Annotated in this window: 15 protein-coding genes and 2 tRNA genes; 1 reads left to right on the plus strand and 16 read right to left on the minus strand. The window is 45.1% G+C overall.

Going from position 1 to position 19,848, the window contains the following annotated elements:
* Positions 1–39 precede the first annotated feature (39 nt).
* The 13 genes from TCA2_RS02900 to leuB form a co-directional block, all read right to left on the minus strand.
* The gene (locus tag TCA2_RS02900; protein ID WP_047910019.1) at positions 40–1,191 is read right to left on the minus strand and encodes an SGNH/GDSL hydrolase family protein; all 1,152 of its coding nucleotides are present in this window, start codon (positions 1,189–1,191) and stop codon (positions 40–42) included.
* Positions 1,192–1,326: 135 nt separating this feature from the next.
* Positions 1,327–1,397, minus strand: a tRNA-Gly gene (locus TCA2_RS02905).
* 10 nt (positions 1,398–1,407) lie between these two features.
* Positions 1,408–1,481 (minus strand) — tRNA-Pro (locus TCA2_RS02910).
* 261 nt (positions 1,482–1,742) lie between these two features.
* A complete protein-coding gene (locus TCA2_RS02915) occupies positions 1,743–3,875 on the minus strand; it encodes a bifunctional diguanylate cyclase/phosphodiesterase (protein WP_047910020.1) in 2,133 nt (710 codons plus the stop codon).
* Positions 3,876–4,200: 325 nt separating this feature from the next.
* Complete coding sequence (locus tag TCA2_RS02920; RefSeq protein ID WP_238546264.1) at positions 4,201–5,163, minus strand: aldolase catalytic domain-containing protein; 963 nt, start codon at positions 5,161–5,163, stop codon at positions 4,201–4,203.
* Positions 5,164–5,259: 96 nt separating this feature from the next.
* Complete coding sequence (locus TCA2_RS02925; RefSeq protein ID WP_047910021.1) at positions 5,260–6,561, minus strand: DUF4129 domain-containing protein; 1,302 nt, start codon at positions 6,559–6,561, stop codon at positions 5,260–5,262.
* Complete coding sequence (locus TCA2_RS02930; RefSeq protein ID WP_047910022.1) at positions 6,558–7,667, minus strand: DUF58 domain-containing protein; 1,110 nt, start codon at positions 7,665–7,667, stop codon at positions 6,558–6,560. The genes TCA2_RS02925 and TCA2_RS02930 overlap by 4 nt, the downstream gene beginning before the upstream one ends.
* Positions 7,668–7,670: 3 nt before the next feature.
* Positions 7,671–8,642, minus strand: coding sequence for a MoxR family ATPase (locus tag TCA2_RS02935; RefSeq protein WP_047910023.1), 972 nt, complete (start codon positions 8,640–8,642; stop codon positions 7,671–7,673).
* Between the two features lie 129 nt (positions 8,643–8,771).
* On the minus strand, positions 8,772–10,298 hold the full coding sequence (locus TCA2_RS02940) for a leucyl aminopeptidase (RefSeq protein WP_238546265.1): 1,527 nt from the start codon (positions 10,296–10,298) through the stop codon (positions 8,772–8,774).
* A 154-nt stretch (positions 10,299–10,452) separates the two neighbouring features.
* Positions 10,453–11,556, minus strand: coding sequence for an ATP-binding protein (locus TCA2_RS02945; protein ID WP_047910025.1), 1,104 nt, complete (start codon positions 11,554–11,556; stop codon positions 10,453–10,455).
* A 475-nt stretch (positions 11,557–12,031) separates the two neighbouring features.
* Positions 12,032–12,448 carry a hypothetical protein gene (locus TCA2_RS02950; RefSeq protein WP_047910026.1) on the minus strand — a complete coding sequence of 139 codons (417 nt, stop codon included), beginning with the start codon at positions 12,446–12,448 and terminating at the stop codon, positions 12,032–12,034.
* A 298-nt stretch (positions 12,449–12,746) separates the two neighbouring features.
* Entirely contained in the window at positions 12,747–13,286 is a 540-nt protein-coding gene (locus TCA2_RS02955; protein WP_047910027.1) for a peroxiredoxin, read from the minus strand.
* A 292-nt stretch (positions 13,287–13,578) separates the two neighbouring features.
* Positions 13,579–14,658: a 3-isopropylmalate dehydrogenase gene (leuB, locus tag TCA2_RS02960; RefSeq protein ID WP_047910244.1), complete on the minus strand. Its 1,080-nt coding sequence runs from the start codon at positions 14,656–14,658 to the stop codon at positions 13,579–13,581.
* A gap of 231 nt (positions 14,659–14,889) precedes the next feature.
* On the opposite strand from leuB, the gene TCA2_RS02965 reads away from it, so the two are divergent.
* A complete protein-coding gene (locus tag TCA2_RS02965) occupies positions 14,890–15,870 on the plus strand; it encodes an aldo/keto reductase (protein WP_047910028.1) in 981 nt (326 codons plus the stop codon).
* Positions 15,871–15,988: 118 nt separating this feature from the next.
* Here the strand turns inward: TCA2_RS02965 and ilvC are convergent, their stop codons facing one another.
* From ilvC to ilvB, 3 genes are all read right to left on the minus strand, one after another.
* Positions 15,989–16,981 carry a ketol-acid reductoisomerase gene (gene ilvC, locus TCA2_RS02970; protein ID WP_047910029.1) on the minus strand — a complete coding sequence of 331 codons (993 nt, stop codon included), beginning with the start codon at positions 16,979–16,981 and terminating at the stop codon, positions 15,989–15,991.
* Positions 16,982–17,181: 200 nt separating this feature from the next.
* Positions 17,182–17,664: an acetolactate synthase small subunit gene (gene ilvN, locus TCA2_RS02975; protein WP_047910030.1), complete on the minus strand. Its 483-nt coding sequence runs from the start codon at positions 17,662–17,664 to the stop codon at positions 17,182–17,184.
* A gap of 3 nt (positions 17,665–17,667) precedes the next feature.
* Entirely contained in the window at positions 17,668–19,413 is a 1,746-nt protein-coding gene (gene ilvB / locus TCA2_RS02980; RefSeq protein ID WP_047910031.1) for a biosynthetic-type acetolactate synthase large subunit, read from the minus strand.
* Positions 19,414–19,848: the final 435 nt, after the last annotated feature.

The following is a 19,848-nucleotide window of genomic DNA, read 5'->3' on the forward strand; positions in this document are numbered from 1 at the left end:
AACTTAAAGAAAGGCAAATATGCAAATGCCTAATTAAGATTATAATAACTTCTCCGGAAACCATTTTAGGAAAGCGTCCGCTACCTGTTTACCTGCTTCACCGTTCGGGTGCGGATCAAATTCATTGCTCATGTATTTCTGCTGAATACGGTGCTCATCCGGTGCTGAACAGGACAGTACTTCTGCGATATCAAATACATAATCCACACCTTCAGGCGGTCTTGTGCGTAACGTCTCGTTCACTGTACGCCAGATTTCTTCCCTCTGCTCTACAAAATTAAACGGAGGAACGGTGAAGAGAATAATCTGAGGATTAGCCTCCGTATTTTGCTTCAGTTTCCGAACAATGACTGTCAGATCTTCAAGCAGCTCCTCGCTGCTGCGCGCGCCAATATCAATGTCATTGACACCCAGCACTACAGCTACGATATCGCCTTGCCTTGCTTTCAGTAGCCATGGCCCATCACTAGCCGCATCATAGGCTCTTGCCCAGCCTGATCCAATATTCCAGACACTGTATTCTGCACTTAATCCGTCTGCAATACGGGCAGCCCAATTTTCATAGCCGTCTTTAGGTGTTCTTACTCCCTGTGTAATAGAGTCACCCAGGAAGACCATACGATGCTTCACTTGTCGTTTATAACCGATAAATGCCGGCAAGACCAGCTGATTCTCCAGCTCGGTGAAGGATGCTCCCGATTCCTCTGAAGCCTTACTCCCTTCTGCAGCATAAGCAGATACAAGCAGTCCATCCGTGTTGTAGGGAAATGACTTCCCTGCCGCTTGCGTCGACAGGGTCCAGGTAAATACCAAGTCACGCCCCGGCAGCACATCGATCGTAAAGACATCACTCCAAAACTGCTCTCCAGGCTGTACGTGCTTCGTATATTCTCCTTCAAATGTAATCGGGGTTCCCGAGCCTGGAACGATACTTCCATCCCGCTCTTCCTGACTTACAGCCACATATGCCGACTCAATCTTCCATTCTCCCCCAGGCATGCTCCCTTTGGCTACAGCTCCCACATCCCAGGTAGAGTCCACCGCATTACTGTGCCAAAATTTCATTTCCAGCGGTTCATTCTCTCGAGGCTTGAAGTACGTTCGATATGTACGTGTGAATGCGGTTTCCTCAATCATTACAAAATTCGTTGCCGTTGACACGGCGGTTGCAGATACGTATTCCCCCAGCATTTCTAATCCACCCTTTTATTCATGTTGTAAGTGTTCAAGTCCAGATAATTCTCCATCATTATACTCCAGCTTCAAAAAACAAATCTATAATCCTATAGAAAAAAGCCTCGCGAAAAATCGCAAGGCTCTCAGTGAAGCGGGTGATGGGAATCGAACCCACGCTACCAGCTTGGAAGGCTGGAGTTCTACCATTGAACTACACCCGCATATATACAATCGGGATGACACGATTTGAACATGCGACCCCCTGGTCCCAAACCAGGTGCTCTACCAAGCTGAGCTACATCCCGTCATCGTTATGTATTCTTACTTAATTGGTGACAACTAATAATATATCACTCACCGTTTATTCTTGCAATAGTTTTTTTGGTATGAGAAGTATTAGAAGCTTTCTAGATAGAATGAACTCATAGATTAAGTGGATAGAACTGTTGTACGGTTATGATGCTAATTAAACAACGCTGCTGCCTATCAATTTTCAACTCTTTATAGTTATAAATTGATTCATTCTAGTATTTATGTATGTCCTATGTTCATTCTATCTAGCCTTTCTAATTATAGACAGCTACCTTTAAGAATCGGGTTTCAAAATCTTCAGACCTAAGGGGTTTGCTGAAAAAGTATCCCTGACCTTCATGACAGTGCTGTTCCTGCAGAAATAGAAGTTGTTCTTCATTCTCTACACCTTCAGCAGTGACCTTAAGCTGTAAATGCTTGGCCATAGAGGTTATCGTAGATACGATGGCCTTGTTGCTGCGGTCCTCCATCAGCTCACGAACGAAAGACTGATCAATCTTCAATCGATCGATTGGAAGCTTCTTAAGATAATGTAACGAGCTGTAGCCGGTCCCAAAATCATCAATGCTAATCTGTACACCTAACTTCTTGATCCGATCCAGAACATCAATTCCCTGATCAAAGTCCAGCATCGTGCTCTCTGTAATTTCCAGTTCAAGACATGTCGGATCAAGGCCCGTATCGAGCAGAACGCGCTGAATTCGATCTGTCAGATGCACATCCTGAAATTGCCGGATGGACAGGTTCACAGAGATCGACAAGGGTCTGTACTGCTGCTGCCATTTTCGATTCTGGGAACACGCCTCCTGAAGCACCCATTCTCCAAGCGGTACTATAAGCCCGCTCTCCTCTGCGATGGGAATAAAATCGGCTGGTGAAATCGTCCCTTTGACCGGATGCTGCCAGCGAACGAGTGCCTCAACACCAACGACCTCATTCGTTCTTAGATCGATTTGCGGCTGGTATTCCAAGTAAAATTCTCCACGCTTCAGGCCCTTTCTGATGTCATGCTCTATCTGCAGGCTTTTCTGTGCCTCCCGTTTCATCGAGACTGCATATCGGTTCAGATCCATCCCATGATCCTTCGCGAAATGAAGGGCTGTATTTGCATTACGAAGTAATTCCTCGGGTGAACTTCCATCAAATGGATAAAGACTTATACCAGCAGACGGGGTAAGGTACAGCTCACGGTCCTTCAATAATAAGGGCTCTTTAAATTGCTGAAGTATTTCACTTACCTGCCTGTTTAATAATTTTGTTTCAACAAATTCACTTAAAACGACAGCATATCGGTCACTGTCCAGCGAGAACACCTCGATTTTGCCGCCTCTGTATTGCTTTATGCGTTCTCCTGTTGTTTTCAGCAGTTGATCACCGAACTGATAACCAAGGGAATCATTTATGATCTTAAAACGGTTGATGTTGATGACCAGCAGACCCACCGTCCGATTCTCTGAATAAGCAGAATGCATACAATCACGTAAATGTAAGATCAAAGATCTCCGATTCGGCAATCCCGTGACTTCATTAAAATGAGCCATGTAGTTCAGCTGCTCTCGGGTGACGGTTTGCCGCTCAAGCGGAATTGTGACATAAAGGTTGAAATACACCTCTTGAAAAATTAAATAGGCCAGCAGCTGAAAAATCATGGACAGCGTAAAAGAGAGATCCGATACGTCTTGAATCTGCAGTATAAAGCCTTGACTGACAATACAAAATATCATACCAAGTATAAGGTTCTTGCTCACATTCATTGCTCGTTTTACCTTTGAAAATAGCAGCCCCAGAAGAGCCAATATTAAGAAGGACAAAAGAGAAATATGTATCACATAATGAATTGGATTTACAATCTCGTTCAAGGGGTCATAAATGCTAAAGATGTAGTCAAGATTGTCGTTGTTTTGTAGAAGGAGAAGCAGGACTGCCATATATAGTAGAGCAGCGCCTAATCCTATAGATTTATGGATGGGACGCTCCTGGGATTTCGGAGAAGAAAACCCGAGATAAAGCATACCCATTACACAGAGCAACCGAGTCAAAAATACGATGATTATGACATCGGAGGTATCCACCAGCAGCTCATTTCTGAAGGAAATTCCGCTATAGTGTATGAATAATAGCAATTCCAAAAAACCTGCTGCAAAAAATACAGAAGCAATATACTGCCCGTTATGTGTTCTATGCCCCTGTTCCAGTAGCCTTGCCTGGTTAAAAGCAGAGAAGCAGATAATTAACGAACAAAGAGAGATGCCCATTCCAAATAAATTAATCATTTCCTGACTAAGCTCTGAAGATAAGGAAGGCATTATCCATGGGTTCAAGATACATAATATAAGACCAGCACCCGCAGTCCATAAGAACTTGGGATGTCTCAACTTAATGCTCATAGCATTTATTGATGCCTCCTAAATATTGTCCGTAAAGTACATTTTTTCTTATGTTAGCGTATAATTTACAGTTGAGATGTGACATATTCCAACATTTTCTTCGATATCCACTGGACTATAATACCATTTAATCAGCAAACTTTGTACTATTTTTTTGATTTATACATGCGTAAATGCGTAAATTATAGGTATTAAGACTCAAACACAGAAAAACACTCTCTACAATTTTGTAGAGAGTGCCTAGTCATGGAATATTGCGAGCAAAACGGCTAGTGCTCAACCCCAGGATCGACTCATCGTTCCTAATGGGATTAATGCAGAATCCTCACTTATCAAAGTTTACTTCGGGTGTAGTAAGCGTATCATAAAAATCTACGACCCGATCTTTGTCATCTGAATTACGAAGTGCCATGGCAGAGCGAGGATGCTCGTCAAGATGACCTGTTATCATATATGGGAGGATATATCCCCACTCTTCTTTCTCACGTAAAGGTACAAGGAGCTGCTCCAGCGCATCAAGTACAGGGCGGAGCTTGTATTTGGTTCCTTTCAAATGAGCGATTAACAGCTCCGTCGGACAATTTCCGGCAGCACGGCCCATTCCATACACGGAAGCATCCAGCAGTTCAACACCAAGCTCAGAAGCGATTAGCGTGTTGGAGAATGCGAGCTGCATGTTATTGTGGGTGTGAACACCAAGCCGTTTGTTAGGCAGATGAAGCTTGAACTTCTCAACCAGATATTTAATGTCACTGTGATCCAGGCTTCCATATGAATCGACAATGTATACAACATCAACTACGCTCTCATTGATCATCTCAAATGCTTCAAGAAGCTCGTTCTCCATCACATTAGATAACGCCATAATATTAAGAGTCGTTTCGTAACCACGCTCATGGAAGATGCGTACCAGCTCTAGACCCTTGTCCACATCCTTGATATAGCAAGCAACACGGATCAAATCCAGCATACTTTCGCTGCGGGGAAGAATGTCATTTTCGTCTACTCTTCCGATGTCTACCAGTGCGGACAGCTTGGTGTTGCCCTTTTGCGGAATGACCTTTCTTAAGAAATCATCGTTCAAGAAGCGCCAAGGCCCTGCTTTATCGGCACCCTTCAGCAGCTTAGGGGAGTTTTTATATCCAACCTCCATATATTCAACGCCTGCTTCATTTAAGCTCTCATACAGCTTCTGTACAAATTCCACACTGAAATCCCAATTATTCACGAGGCCGCCGTCTCGGATTGTACAGTCTACTATCTTGCTATGATTTGTCATCGTCTTCATGGCTAAGCTCCTTTGTATGCCTACTTTATTTCTCTCATGATACTTGAACGTGGAATGAAAAGTAAAGTGAAGCTTGGCCTAATCTGACACTCTAGCTTACTTATGTGCCTGATCAAGCGGTTGAATCTCTTCGGGAGATATCTGCTGCTCTCCATATCTGACTTTGTTATATAAAGCTATCAACTGGTGTAACAGTTCTTCTCTATACGGAAAATGCCTATGATGGATTTCTTTATGTTCTGTCAGCCATTTCCCTAACTCATTAGGCGTGAGTGATGAAGGCGGGGGTCCTGCTTCCTTACCCGCCTGCTCTATAACAGATTTATAATAATAACGAATTCTCTGCTCTGGTTCGACCGGGACTCGCTGCTTACGGAACTTGCGAAAAAAATCTTTCTTCGGTCTGTTCTCAATCGTCTCCGTTATATCGATATAAGCAATTCTTTCTGGGATTGGAGCCTCGTCTTGGGGTGTGCTTCTGGATTGAAGATATGCGCTTACCTTCTTGAGCAGCCTCCACAGACCATAACCAATTAATAATAAGAAGGCGAGCACTGCGAGCATGACCAACGCGTTCAGTACCCAATCCCATACGGGGGATGGTTCACTTGAAGGTTCCGCTTCAGCGGGAGGGAATAGAAGTCCTTCCGAAGGAAGCTGGGGGATCGTCTCGGGTATTTCTTCCGAAGGCTCTCCATCAAACAATGTACGAAACCAGCTCGTAAATCCGTTCCACAGGTAATTAAACAACTCCGACAGATAATTAAATGACCCCAAGATGATGACAATGACCAGGAAGAGGAGCATCCGTGTCCGGTTCAGCTCGGAAAAACTCTTTATTTGCGGTCTCTTACCTTCCATGTCTAAGGTGGCCCGCCTCATTTCGCGTGAATGTCTTGTCCATACGTAGACTAGAAATCCGATGATACCGGCCGCATAAATACTCATCGTATGATCATCCAGTATAGGTACTCTCGTGGCAATCACGCTTAATGCAAGCAGTGAAATAAGTCCCGTATATTGCAGACGATCCGCAGGAGCCAATCTTAATCTTCGATTACCTAGAGAGAATCCGCGAAATGCCGCTCCCGCTCCTGCCACTGCTGCCAGAAGTACAGGGATCAAAGTTTGATTTGCTTGGAATAGAAGCGTTCCGATTCCGGAGATGATCATTCCAGCTATAAATGATACACTTCCAGCCATAAGCCTGTTATGAATTGCTGATCTGAGCCATATTGCTGCCAGGAGACCTATCCCGAGCAAGATGAAAGTATAAACAGGGCTCATCGACAGTCCAAAAACAGAGAGCAGTACAATTAACGGATAAACATAGACGAGCTCCATCAAGCCCAGCATATACACTCGTATAGGTACCGCTTGATCATGATCCTTACTCATCTTCCTGCCTCCTTGTACTCCTGATCTGAATCAAGGTATACAATGCTGACTTTATTCCCGCCGCTTCTAAGTCGATGCAGCTGTTCCTCCATTCCAGGCGAGACAAAAGGCGTAATTAACAAGTAATCCTGCCGTTCCCCTGAATCAAGCTGCCTGTCTGCCTCATCCATGAGCACCTGATCCATCGGCATCAAACACTTCAGTTGTACTTCAGCCATGGCGTGCATTATATATTCTGCGTGAAGAACCCCATAGTCAGCATCAATTCGTACGAGTGAATTTGATCCTAAAGCGTATGCATTATGCATAAATCCTGTTTTTAGTCCTTTGCTCACTGCATCATTCACCGCTGTTGCGGCATAGGATAGACCTCTCTCCGCCATACCGGGCTTCGTTACGACACTCCACATGTCACTGGATTCCTGAATATTGAATATAATGAGCGTTTGCGGATCTGAACTGTAGCCTTGTTTATATACCTGCAGTTGTCCCGTTCTCGCACTTGCTGTCCAATGAATTCGATTCATCGGATCACTCGCTCCATATTCTCTGACACCAAGAATAAGAAACGGATCCTCTACGATCCAGCGGGATACCTCAAGCTCGCCTTGCCAAACCTTATAGCTCGTCGGCATTTCGTGATCAGCAAGGAGTGCAGGGAATACGGTGATCTGAACCGATACAGGCTGCTTCTTCGCGTGGGAATAGACACCCAGAAGGTCACCACCTGTCATGGTCACCGTTTCCAATTGATACACACCCCGATGCTGACAAGTAAAGAAATGCTTCCGCGTAATTCGGGTATAAGGCTTAAGCGAGAACAAGCTTTGATGATTTTGATAAATATCTCCTCTGCTGATGCCAAGTTCAGCGCCTGTATGAAATATAAAAGAAGCCGGCATCATTGCCTCTAAGCGAAGCCAGGGTACGGGAAGTCTTTTCTCATTCGAAATCTTCTCGACCATCTCAAGCTCATCCCCGGCATAACACTGCTGCTTCGCAAACTCGCGCTGATACGAAATTCTCTTCAGTGCAGGTACTCCAAGCAGGATACCTTGAGCAAGAACAAGCAGAAGTCCAACGACAAGAAACCACAGAAGCTCCATCGTTTATTGCACACTGCTTTCTACACTTGTTCTGTCGCTCGGCACAGGAATTTGTGAAATGATATCACTTAACAGCGCTTCAGCCTTCCCCTCCTGCTGCTTGGATCGATGTTTGAATACGAGCCGATGTGACAATACAGGCAGCGCTAGAGCCTTTATATCATCAGGCAGTACATATTCTCTGCCTTGTATGGCTGCCCGGGCCTGTGCTGCCTTAAGCAGCGCTTGTGTTCCTCGCGGGCTTACGCCCAGCGCAATATCCGGATGATGTCTTGTTGCGTCAGCGATAGCTATAATATAGCGCATCAAATCTTCCTGGACGCGAACGGCTGTATACACCGATTGTGCAGCTACGATGTCACGCTGGGCTACAACCGCAGATACACCTGTTATGAAATTCCCGCTTATCGTACGCCGCAAAATTTCTACACTTTCCTCCTGAGTAGGGTAACCCATGCTCATCTTGAGCATAAAGCGGTCCATTTGTGCCTCTGGTAATGGAAATGTCCCTTGATTATCTACAGGATTTTGGGTAGCGATGACAATAAAAGGCTTTTTGAGCTCATGTGTGTGCCCATCCACACTGATCTGTCTCTCCTCCATGCATTCCAGCAAGCTGGATTGTGTTCTCGGTGTCGCCCGGTTAATTTCATCAGCAAGAATTAAATTAGCGAATAGAGGACCTTCCCGAAATTCAAACTCTCCTTCCTTCTGATTATAAAAATGAATACCCGTCAGGTCAGAGGGCAATAGATCAGGAGTAAACTGGACTCGTCTAAATGTACAATCTAAAGAGGCTGCCATCGTTTTGGCCAGCAAAGTCTTCCCGGTACCTGGTACATCCTCAAGCAGTATATGACCTGAGGCAATCATCGCGATCAGCATTAAATCCACTGTATCATCTTTGCCCACAATGACTTTTGCCATATTTGCTCTGAGCTCGGCTGCCACTTGTGCGATTTCTTGAATTTCCATAACGATGCTTGACCTCCCCATATTCGTAAACGTTTTCATATTAATACAGTGATTTTACCATAACCCTATATTCCATGCATGTTTTTCCAAATGAAAAAGACCTTGTGTATATCACAAGGCCCGCCTCACTTATTGATTTATTATATATTCCGCAATGGTTCTTACCATCGCTCCGGTTGCTCCTTTGGGATGGACACCTCTCTCTTTCGATACATAAGCGGTTCCCGCAATATCCAGATGGATCCACGGCATCCCTTCAGCAAAAGTACCTATAAATAGACCCGCAGTGATAGAAGCTCCGTATCTCCCTGTACTGTTACGCAGATCGGCTACCTCGCTTCGCAGCATTTCTTCGAACTCAGGATAGGCGGGCAGAGGCCACACCTTCTCACCCGTCCGTTTGGAGGCTAGTATGAATTCATTCATAAAAGGGTCGTCGTTAGATACCGCTCCTGTAGCGACGTCACCTAGCGCTGATACAACCGCCCCAGTCAGCGTAGCTACATCAATAATCCTGGTTGCTCCGAGCTCCTTCGCATAGGTTAATCCATCAGCGAGCACGAGCCTTCCTTCTGCATCGGTGTTTAAGATCTCAACGGTCCTGCCGCTGAGTGTAGTGATAATATCTCCCGGTTTGAAGGCACCTCCTGAGGGCATATTTTCGGCGGAGGGAATGACAACAATCACATTCTGCTCTGGCCGCATCAAACATAGAGTATGCAGTGCACCAAGTACCACAGCCGCCCCGCCCATATCACTTATCATGTCCTCCATCCCAACACGAGGCTTTAGTGATATTCCGCCAGTGTCAAACGTAATGCCTTTTCCGACTAGACCGATAATTTCTCCTTCCCAGGAGGTCTTCCCCTGATACTTCAGGACAATCATCCGGGGAGGATTCACACTCCCGGCTCCTACCGACCAGAGTCCGCCCATTCCCTTCTTAACAATGTCGTGCTCATCCAGCACTTCGAATTCAAGACCATGCTGCTCGGCGAGCCTTAGGGCTGCATTGGCAAGATCACGAGGAACAAGCATATTGCCAGGCAGATTCGTCAAGTCTCTAGCTAGTATCGTTCCTTCTGCGAAAGCCCTTCCCCTCTCCATACCGGTTCGCCACTGCTGCTCATGTTCGTCCTGATACACTTTATCCTGATGAAATATAAGCCGATCCGGGCCAGTATAGGCCTGTTGTTTACGTTTGTATGTTTTGCGGCGATAGGTGCCCAGTATAAATCCCTCCGTTAGAGCATGAGCCACAACGGCAATATCCTGAGACTGCGAATAAGTAAGTAAGGAGGACGGCAATGCAAATATGACTTGATCTGCGCTCATCTTCACTGCTGATTTTGCAGCCCGCACTGCAGTCAGGCGAAGCTCTTCAGGCGTTAGAGGGTGTTGTCCCGTTCCGACTAATATTAGTGTTATTGCTGCATCTGATTGCATGACGGGTATGGTAAACAATTGATTCTCAGAGCCTTGGAATAAGCCTCGTTCCTTCACAGAGGCAATCGCTTCCTTCCATACTTCAGGAAAATGTCCCGTAATCCATTCTGCCTCGCTTACCAAACAAATGACCGCTTGCGCTTCAATCGACTCGATCGGAATGTCTGATTTCCATAACGCTTCAATCTTCGTATTCATCATCATATCCATCCTTCAGCCAGCTAATAAATAGGATCAAATTTATATATCGCCATATTTTCATACTACTCCTTTAATATACCCGCCATGACAAATTAAAAAAGATCAGAGAACAAAAAAAGATCAGAAGCAGTGTATGCTTCCGATCTAAGAAGTAACGCAACGATTATACGATGGGAAGAGAAATCTTGAATTCTGTTCCTTCCCCAGATTTACTGTCAACGGATATGGTGCCTCCATGATTCTTAATAATTCGATAGCTTACGGACAAGCCAAGCCCAGTGCCGGCTTCCTTGGTCGTAAAGAAAGGATCAAACAGTCTCACTAAAGTATTGTGATCCATACCCTGCCCGTTGTCTCTAATAGAGATTACGACATTTTGGCCATCCTGCTGTGTCTCAATCTGGATAAGCCCTGAATGGTCTTCACCTACATTCTCAATGGCATCCATTGCATTCTTGACCATATTCAGCATGACCTGCTTTATTTGTTTCACGTCGATGGACACATACAGCGGATGATCAGCATTGTCCATCTCTATTTGACATCCTTTCATCAATCCTTCGCTTTCTGTCAGCAGCACCACTTCTTTGAGTAAAGACTGAACCGGGATCACGGTTTTTTGCGGGGCAGAAGGCTTGGATGAATTAAGGAATTCATAAATAATATCATTCGCTCGATCAATTTCTGTAAGTATAATTCTCGCATATTCATCCTTGCCTAACTGAATAAGGTGAGGTCTTAGCAATTGGATAAACCCTCGAATGGCGGTAAGCGGATTGCGAATTTCATGAGCGATGGAGGCTGAGATTTGTCCCAGCATGGCCAGCTTATCGTTCTGATACGCGGTTTGCTCGATTTGCTTGAAATCCGATACGTCCTTTACACTCAGCAGAAAGTTGCCGTCCATCTGATCTCCGTAAGTCATCGTGATGAGCCAATGCTTCCCATATTCGTCGAGCACCTCATGATAGCGCTTACGATGGAAAATGGTTTCCCTGAATATCCTCATTATCTTTTTCTTTTTGAACCGGCTAATGAATGGATGGCGTACGAGCTGAACTACATCACAGCCGAGCAGTTGATGGCGCGGCAGCTCTAGCAATCTGGCCATCTGCAGATTAATGAAAGTAAGAACCCCATCCCTATCAAATAACATGATTCCGCTATCCAAATGTTCTAGAATATTCTCATAATTGCTGTTATCTAGATGCTGTAGTGGAAATACGTCGTTTGCAGAAATCAATGTGTTCTGAAACTCACTGATCATACTCAGGCTCCCCCTTTACACGTAAATGGAACTTGCCGATCGGACTACTAATCGTCACATAGATGATGACGAGGCTTCCCGCTATAGATCTAAACCAGCGTCGACCATACAGACACAGGGGTCTTTCGTGTCATACGACTACGTTACGCTTCAGATAAGGCACCATTAACATAAGAACTGGAATGAAGTATGAATCACTGCAGTATGGAGGTCTATGAGGTTTAAGCTTCGGGTGCTGATCGTTTGCTTACTCGCTGTTAGGCTATGTTTAGCGTGATCTACCGTCATGCAGAGTTTTTGGGGATGTCTATTTAATCATAGACAATTTTACCAATTTGAGTCAACCGAAGATACTGTCGAATTGTTGGATATTAAGCAGATATAACCTTTTCTGTAGAAAATAATTGGTATGCATCCTAAATCTAAAGCCCCCGTTAATAACGGAGGCTTCATCTTCACGCATCGGTATTTTCGGTTATCGGCCTGTCTGATTTGGCTTGATCTTGGATCGTCTCTTGCTCATGACAGCAAGTCTTCGTTTAAGCTCACTTTCCCATTTATGATCTTCGATGCTCTTAGCAATAGATAGCAAATCCAATGAAGTATCGATCTGACGCTGTATAATTTCTAGAGGATCTTCGTTCTCCCGGTTTACGCAGTTCTCATAAATCGTATCTTCATCTTCCATAACATAATCCTGAAAATCAATCTCTGAAGCACCATCACCATGTGCATACTCAGCCAATATTTCATACTCATTCTCAACCTTATAGTGAACCTCCACCCGATTACATACCGGACAAAAGAGCAGGGGAACATTGTGGACTTGCGTTCGGTAATGCTTTAATGTTCCCTTAGTTCCGATCATACTTGCTCCACAACAAAAACTCATTTTGCTCACCCTCCTTGTAGACACAAAACCGGAAGCATTGTATACATTATGTTCAATAGCGTATTCTTTTACCCTATTCGTTATGACAATCCTAATTCCTCTTTCTTAATCGAATCTCCATAAAAAAAGGGCCTCACTCGTTATAACACGAAAAAAACGCACTTTAAACGCTATATAGTTAAGAAAATCGTAATAATCCTTATATAAACATGACCATATAAGTCTATACGGTGAAAAAAGCCCTCTCAGCGGAAATATCCGCTTTGAGGGCTCACTTAACTTAAAACCGATTCACGATTTACAGGTTGTTGTCGCCTGGCTTCCAGTTCATTGCGCACAATCCGCCGGATTGCAGAGCTTGAAGCACACGAAGTGTTTCTTCTACAGAACGACCCACATCGTTGTGGTTAACAACTTGATATTTCAACTCGCCTTCAGGATCAATGATGAAGAGACCGCGCAGTGCTACGCCTTCTTCTTCGATCAATACACCGTAGTCACGAGCAACTTGCTTCGTAATGTCGGAAGCGAGCGGGAAGTTGATTTGACCCAAGCCGCCGCTGTCTTTTGGAGTGTTGATCCAAGCTTTGTGGCTATGGATCGAGTCTACACTCACACCAAGAATTTCTGTATCCAAAATTTTGAAATCATTATAAGCATCGCTAAGTGCTGTAATCTCAGTTGGGCATACAAATGTGAAATCTAGCGGGTAGAAGAAAAATACCAGCCATTTACCGCGATAGTCAGACAATTGAACCTTACCAAAATCTTGACCATCACCAGTTACGGTCTCCATTACGAAATCCGGAGCTGTTTTTCCAACCAAACGTTCTGCCATAATAAAAGTCCTCCTTCTCCTATGTAACCAAAATCGTTTTCTCTTTAGATTGTGAAGAGTATGTGAAACTCTTAAAATAAATGAAGAGTTTATGAAACTCTCAAAAAGAGCACATTTAAAATCCTATCATCGCCAAGTTTCAAAGTCAATATTATAAACCTTATTTGTTGATAATTATTATAATTAAGAAGAAAAGGAGCACAGTGTGGCCGTTAACCTCTCCTACTGTACTCCTGATCTATCATTGTAAATTTAACTTCTCTTCATCTTGTAAAGCTTTGATGAAAAACTATTATTTGACAATCGCCGCTACAATCAGGTCTCCCATCTCGGAGGTGCTGATGGCAGTGCTCTTATCTACAGCAATATCACTGGTCCGATGTCCTGCATCCAGCACCTGTGCTACAGCTCTCTCAATCGCATCAGCTGCATCGCTGTAACCAAATGTCAAACGGAACATCAAGGCAACCGACAAAATCGTCGCAATCGGATTCGCTAAGCCCTGACCAGCGATATCCGGAGCTGATCCGTGTACGGGTTCATATAGACCAAAGCTTCCCTCACCCATAGACGCGGATGCCAGCATTCCGATCGAGCCTGTAAGCATAGCCGCTTCGTCACTTAGAATGTCACCAAACATATTTTCCGTAACAATGACATCAAAGCTAGATGGACGGCGCAGCAGCTGCATTGCACAGTTATCTACGAGTACATGCTCAACTTCAACATCTGGGTATTCGGGAGCGACCCGGTTGACCACTTCACGCCATAAGCGGGAGGTTTCAAGCACATTAGCTTTATCAACTGAAGCCAATTTCTTTCTGCGTTTTTGTGCAATTTCAAAAGCTTGTCGAACAATCCGCTCTACTTCTGCTACATTATATACGCAGGTATCTACCGCTTCTTCTCCATGCTCTCCCTCTCTGCGGAACTTCTCTCCAAAATAGATTCCGCCTGTCAGCTCTCTAACGACCATTAGATCCGTGCCCTCAAGCACTTCCGGCTTTAGTGTAGAAGCATCTTTGAGACAATCGAACACCACCGCAGGTCTCAGGTTGGAGAATAATCCGAGTGCTTTGCGAATCCCCAGCAATCCTGTTTCTGGCCGAAGCTCCTTGGCATTGTTATCCCATTTCGGACCACCAACCGCTCCAAGCAGTACTGCATCCGCACTTTGACATACCTCCAGTGTTTCTTTCGGCAAAGGGGTTCCTGTCTCATCAATCGCAATTCCGCCAAACAAAGCGTGTTTCGTTTCAAAAGTGTATCCGAACACTTCCTCGGTTCGTTTCAACACTCTCTCCGCTTCTGCAACAACCTCTGGTCCAATGCCATCTCCTGCAATGACGGCGATTTTTTTGACTTCTGACATGACTGCACGCTCCATTCTAAATAATATCTGCTATATATCTTTGTAACATAATCACGGTAGATTTGACCAAGATATAGAAGCTATCGAGTCTATAGGTATAGGCTATAAGACCACTTTTAACTCTACCGATCCTTACTATCTACGGGAATGAAGTTGAAAGAGATGGATGAATCCGATTACAATAGACTTGTGATGATGGTTCAATTTCCCTGAATGAGAGGATGATAGTGGGTGCAGTATACGTATTTAGGAAGATCAGGACTCAAGGTAAGCCGTCTGTGTCTGGGTACGATGAACTTTGGACCAGCAACAGATGAGAAGGAAGCATTTCGCATTATGGATGCTGCCGTTGATGCAGGCCTCAATTTTTTTGACACAGCAAACATCTATGGATGGGGTGAAAATGCAGGACTGACAGAAACGATCATCGGTAAATGGTTTAAGCAAGGCGGCGGACGCAGAGAAAAAGTCGTACTTGCCACCAAAGTATACGGATCCATGCATGACAGCAACGATGGACCCAATGATGAAGCAGGCTTGTCAGCCTACAAAATCCGTCGTCATCTTGAAGGCTCACTTCAACGTCTTCAAACCGATCATATTGAGCTCTATCAAATGCACCACGTCGATCCTAATGTCTCCTGGGAAGAATTATGGGGAGCTTTTGAGGTTGGAATTCATCAGGGAAAAATCGGCTATGTCGGCTCAAGCAATTTTGCTGGGTGGCAGATAGCACTCGCTCAAATGGAAGCCAAGAACCGTAATTTTGTGGGGCTTGTATCAGAGCAGCATAAATACAGCCTGAATTGCCGGCTTCCTGAGCTCGAAGTGCTACCTGCAGCACATAAGCTTGGACTTGGCATCATTCCTTGGAGTCCCCTTGATGGTGGTCTGCTCGGAAGAAATGCACTCAAGAAGATCGAAGGAACTCGCAGTGGTGGAATTGCCGAGCGTGTGGAGCAGCATCGCACTCAGTTGGAAGAATTCGCCGCGCTCTGCCGTGAGCTTGGAGAACCACAGGATAATGTCGCTCTGGCTTGGCTCCTTGCGAACCCTGCGGTTACCGCCCCAATTATTGGTCCTCGCACACTCGAGCAATTCGAGAACACACTGGATGCACTGGAGATCCAGCTGAACGAGTCTGTTCTCAAACGACTGGATGAAATATTCCCTGGTCCAGGCGGTCAGGCACCGAACGCTTACGCGTGGTAATAAATTTTTAACTCTATCACAGCATTCAAATACAGCAGCAAAAAAGCGGCCTAAGCTATTACAGCTTGGCCGCCTTTTGTTATTGGCATAACGATTCTTAGAGAATAGAGAGCTATGCTTATTTATGAGTCCAGTGCATCATTTCACGCAATTGTGCGCCGACAACCTCGATTGGATGATTCGCTTCATTACGGCGAGTCGCTGTCAGGAATGCACGTCCGGATTGATTCTCCAGGATGAAGTCGCGTGCGAATTTACCTTGCTGAATATCGCTGAGGACCGCTTTCATTGCGATCTTCGTATCCTCAGTTACAACGCGTGGTCCAGTAACGTAGTCACCGTATTCCGCTGTATTACTGATGGAATCACGCATGCTGGCAAGTCCGCCTTCATACATCAAGTCAACGATCAGCTTCAGCTCATGCAAGCATTCAAAGTAAGCCATTTCTGGAGCATAACCAGCTTCTGTCAATGTTTCGAAACCGGCTTTTACAAGTGCGCTTACACCACCGCACAGTACGGCTTGTTCACCAAACAGATCTGTTTCTGTTTCTTCACGGAAGGAAGTTTCAATAACACCAGCACGTGTACAACCGATCCCTTTTGCATAAGCCAGACCAATTTCTTTGGCTTGACCCGTAGCATCCTGCTCAATCGCGATCAGTCCAGGCACGCCGAAGCCTTCTACATATGTACGGCGAACCATATGACCAGGGGATTTAGGAGCTACCAGCATAACATCACTATCTTTAGGAGCAACGATTTGTCCAAAATGAACATTGAAGCCGTGGGAGAACATCAGAGTTGCACCTTTTTTCAGGTTAGGCTCAATTTCATTTTTGTAAACGGAAGCTTGTGTTTCATCTGGCATCAGGATTTGCACAACATCAGCACGGCGAGTTGCTTCTGCAACCGGCAATACTTCGAAGCCGTCATTTTTCGCTGTCTCAAATGATTTACCTTCACGCAATCCGATAACTACGTTTAGACCACTGTCACGCAAGTTTTGTGCCTGAGCATGTCCTTGACTTCCATAACCGATAACGGCGATGGTTTTACCTTTCAATACACTAAGATCTGCATCCTGTTCATAATAAGTTGTAACTGCCATTGTTAAAGCCCTCCTTTGTATTGTAAAGAAAACCCTGCATGAATGAGCGGGTGTTTCAAGGGACTGCAGAACCGTTCGTTAATCTAAGCCTCTGGTCCCCTCAAACCCCCGCTCATTCTTCAAGACTGCAAATTCCTGTCGCGGTAAATGACTAAAATGTGATGTTAAGACAGGCTGGCTAATGAATACGAAAAGTATATTTATACGTTTCCTCGGATCATTGCCGTTACACCTGTTCTGGATAATTCCCTGATACCATATGGCTTAATGAGCTCGATCATCGCGTCAATCTTATCTGTATCTCCTACAACCTGAATCATCAGGCTAGAGTTGCCGATATCGACAACCGAAGCACGGAAAGTTTCGACGAGACCCATAATTTCCGGACGAACCGACGGCTCTGCTTTGATCTTGATCAGTGCGAGCTCGCGCGCAACCATTGGATTGGAGCTCAAATTAACGACCTTGATAACGTCAATTAATTTGTACAGCTGCTTCTCAATCTGCTCAAGAAGATGTTCATCGCCAAGTGTCACAATAACCATTCGGGATAATCCGGCTTCCTCAGACTGACCAACCGTGATACTTTCAATGTTAAAGCCGCGGCGACCGAACAGACCTGATACCCGTTGAAGTACTCCTGGCTGATCATTTACCAGTACGGCAATCGTATGTCTATTCATGATTTATGCATCCCCCATCAGCATTTGATCAATGGTCGATCCCTGCATTACCATCGGATATACATTTTCTTCCTTGTTAACAACAAACTCAACAAGAACCGGACCGTCTGTTTCGAGCGCTTCTGACCAAATCTTCTGCGCTTCTTCCTTATTCGTGGCACGAAGACCTTTGACACCGTATGCCTCTGCCAGTTTGACAAAGTCAGGACTACCCGCTAGATCAATGTGACTATATCGATTATCATAGATCAGCTCTTGCCATTGTCTTACCATCCCAAGCACCTGGTTGTTGATAACCACAATCTTAACCGGAATGTTGTTAATTGCACAGATGGCAAGCTCTTGAGAACACATCTGCATTCCACCGTCTCCGTTAATAGAGATAACGAGGCGATCCGGATGTGCCATCTGAGCACCGATCGCTGAAGGGAAGCCGAAGCCCATCGTTCCAAGTCCCCCGGAAGTAACCCATGAGCGAGGTTGATTAAACTTGTAATACTGAGCTGCCCACATCTGATGCTGACCTACGTCCGTAGTTACAATGGCGTTGCCTTCCGTCGTGTCATTCAGCATCTCAATAACCCATTGCGGTTTGAGTACTTCATCTGAATCCTTGTAGTTGTACAATCGATCGCCTTTCCACGCCCGAATCTGGTTCCGCCACTCATCTGCCTGATCTGCACGTTCAGCTTCATGATTGAGCAATTCAAGTACGGTCTTCACATCCCCTACAATCGGAATGTCTGTCGGTACGTTTTTGCCAATCTCTGCAGGATCAATATCAATATGCACGATCTTCGCTCTCGGAGCAAAACCGTCCAGCTTACCTGTTACCCGATCATCAAATCTTGCACCAAAGTTGATCAACAAATCAGATTGCTGAATAGCTTGATTCGCGGTATACGTACCGTGCATTCCCGGCATTCCCATCCAGAGCTCATGACCGCTTGGGAATCCACCTAGACCAAGTAATGTGGTCGTTATCGGAATCTCTGTTTTCTTCACAAATTCGAACAGTGCTTCATGCGCTCCAGCGTATACGATTCCGCCGCCGGCCAGAATTACCGGCCTTTCTGCTTGCTTAATCGCTTGATGCAGCTTATCAAGCTGCAGCTTGTTAGGCGTAACTGTTGGATTGTAGCCTCGCATATTAACAGGTTCTGTCTGCGGAATGAACAGCGTCTTATTAGCGGATACATCCTTAGGAATATCGATCAATACCGGACCTTTGCGTCCCGTGTTCGCAATATGAAACGCCTCATGAATCACTCTCGGCAAATCCTCTACTGAGCGAACCAGATAGCTGTGCTTGGTGATCGGCATCGTAATCCCTGTAATATCTGCTTCTTGGAAAGCATCCGTACCAATCAAGCTCGAAACAACATTCCCCGTAATGACAACAAGTGGTACTGAATCCATGTAGGCAGTTGCAATGCCCGTTACCAGGTTAGTTGCACCTGGACCAGAAGTAGCGATACATACGCCTACTTTGCCGCTTGCCCGAGCATATCCATCGGCTGCGTGAATGGCGCCTTGCTCATGCCTTGTAAGCAAATGCTTGAAATCTTCAAATCCATACATTGCATCGTAGATGTATAGGACGGCGCCCCCCGGGTAGCCAAAGACGCATTCAACACCTTCTAACAGCAAGCTTCGAAGCAGAATATCCGAGCCTGTAATGACTTCCGGTTTCATCCATTTCTCACGTAGTTGATCAGTTGATCGCATTTCAGGATTATGCGCATTCATGAAGATCTCCCCCTTCTTAAGGATTACATTAATCTGACATGTTAGAAAGAACTAAAGTAAGGATTATCTGTGTGTGATGATCCTTGATTCATCTTGCTTTTACAACAAAAAAACCTTCCATCCCTGCGGACATAAAATATGCCTCGCGAGGGACGAAAGGTTGCTGCTTCCGTGGTACCACCCAGGTTTGTCAAATTCCTCACGGAACCTGACCTTAGCAAGTAGTAAGAAATGTGGTCAACAAGACCTAACCATTCTTCATACCTGTCGTCTGTAACGTAGACTTACGATTTTCCCTAATAGGCAAGATCCTTGCTTTTCAGGAAAACAGCTCCGAGGTGAGCTCGTACTTAAGGGATTATGGTGGTACTTTCAGCTAAAACTGTCCACTCTCTGCACATAAGTGCCCTTAAAACTTCGTCCTCATCATTGCCG

The organism is Paenibacillus sp. TCA20, from assembly GCF_000732325.1.
In the GTDB taxonomy this organism is placed as follows: Bacteria; Bacillota; Bacilli; order Paenibacillales; family Paenibacillaceae; genus Paenibacillus; species Paenibacillus urinalis.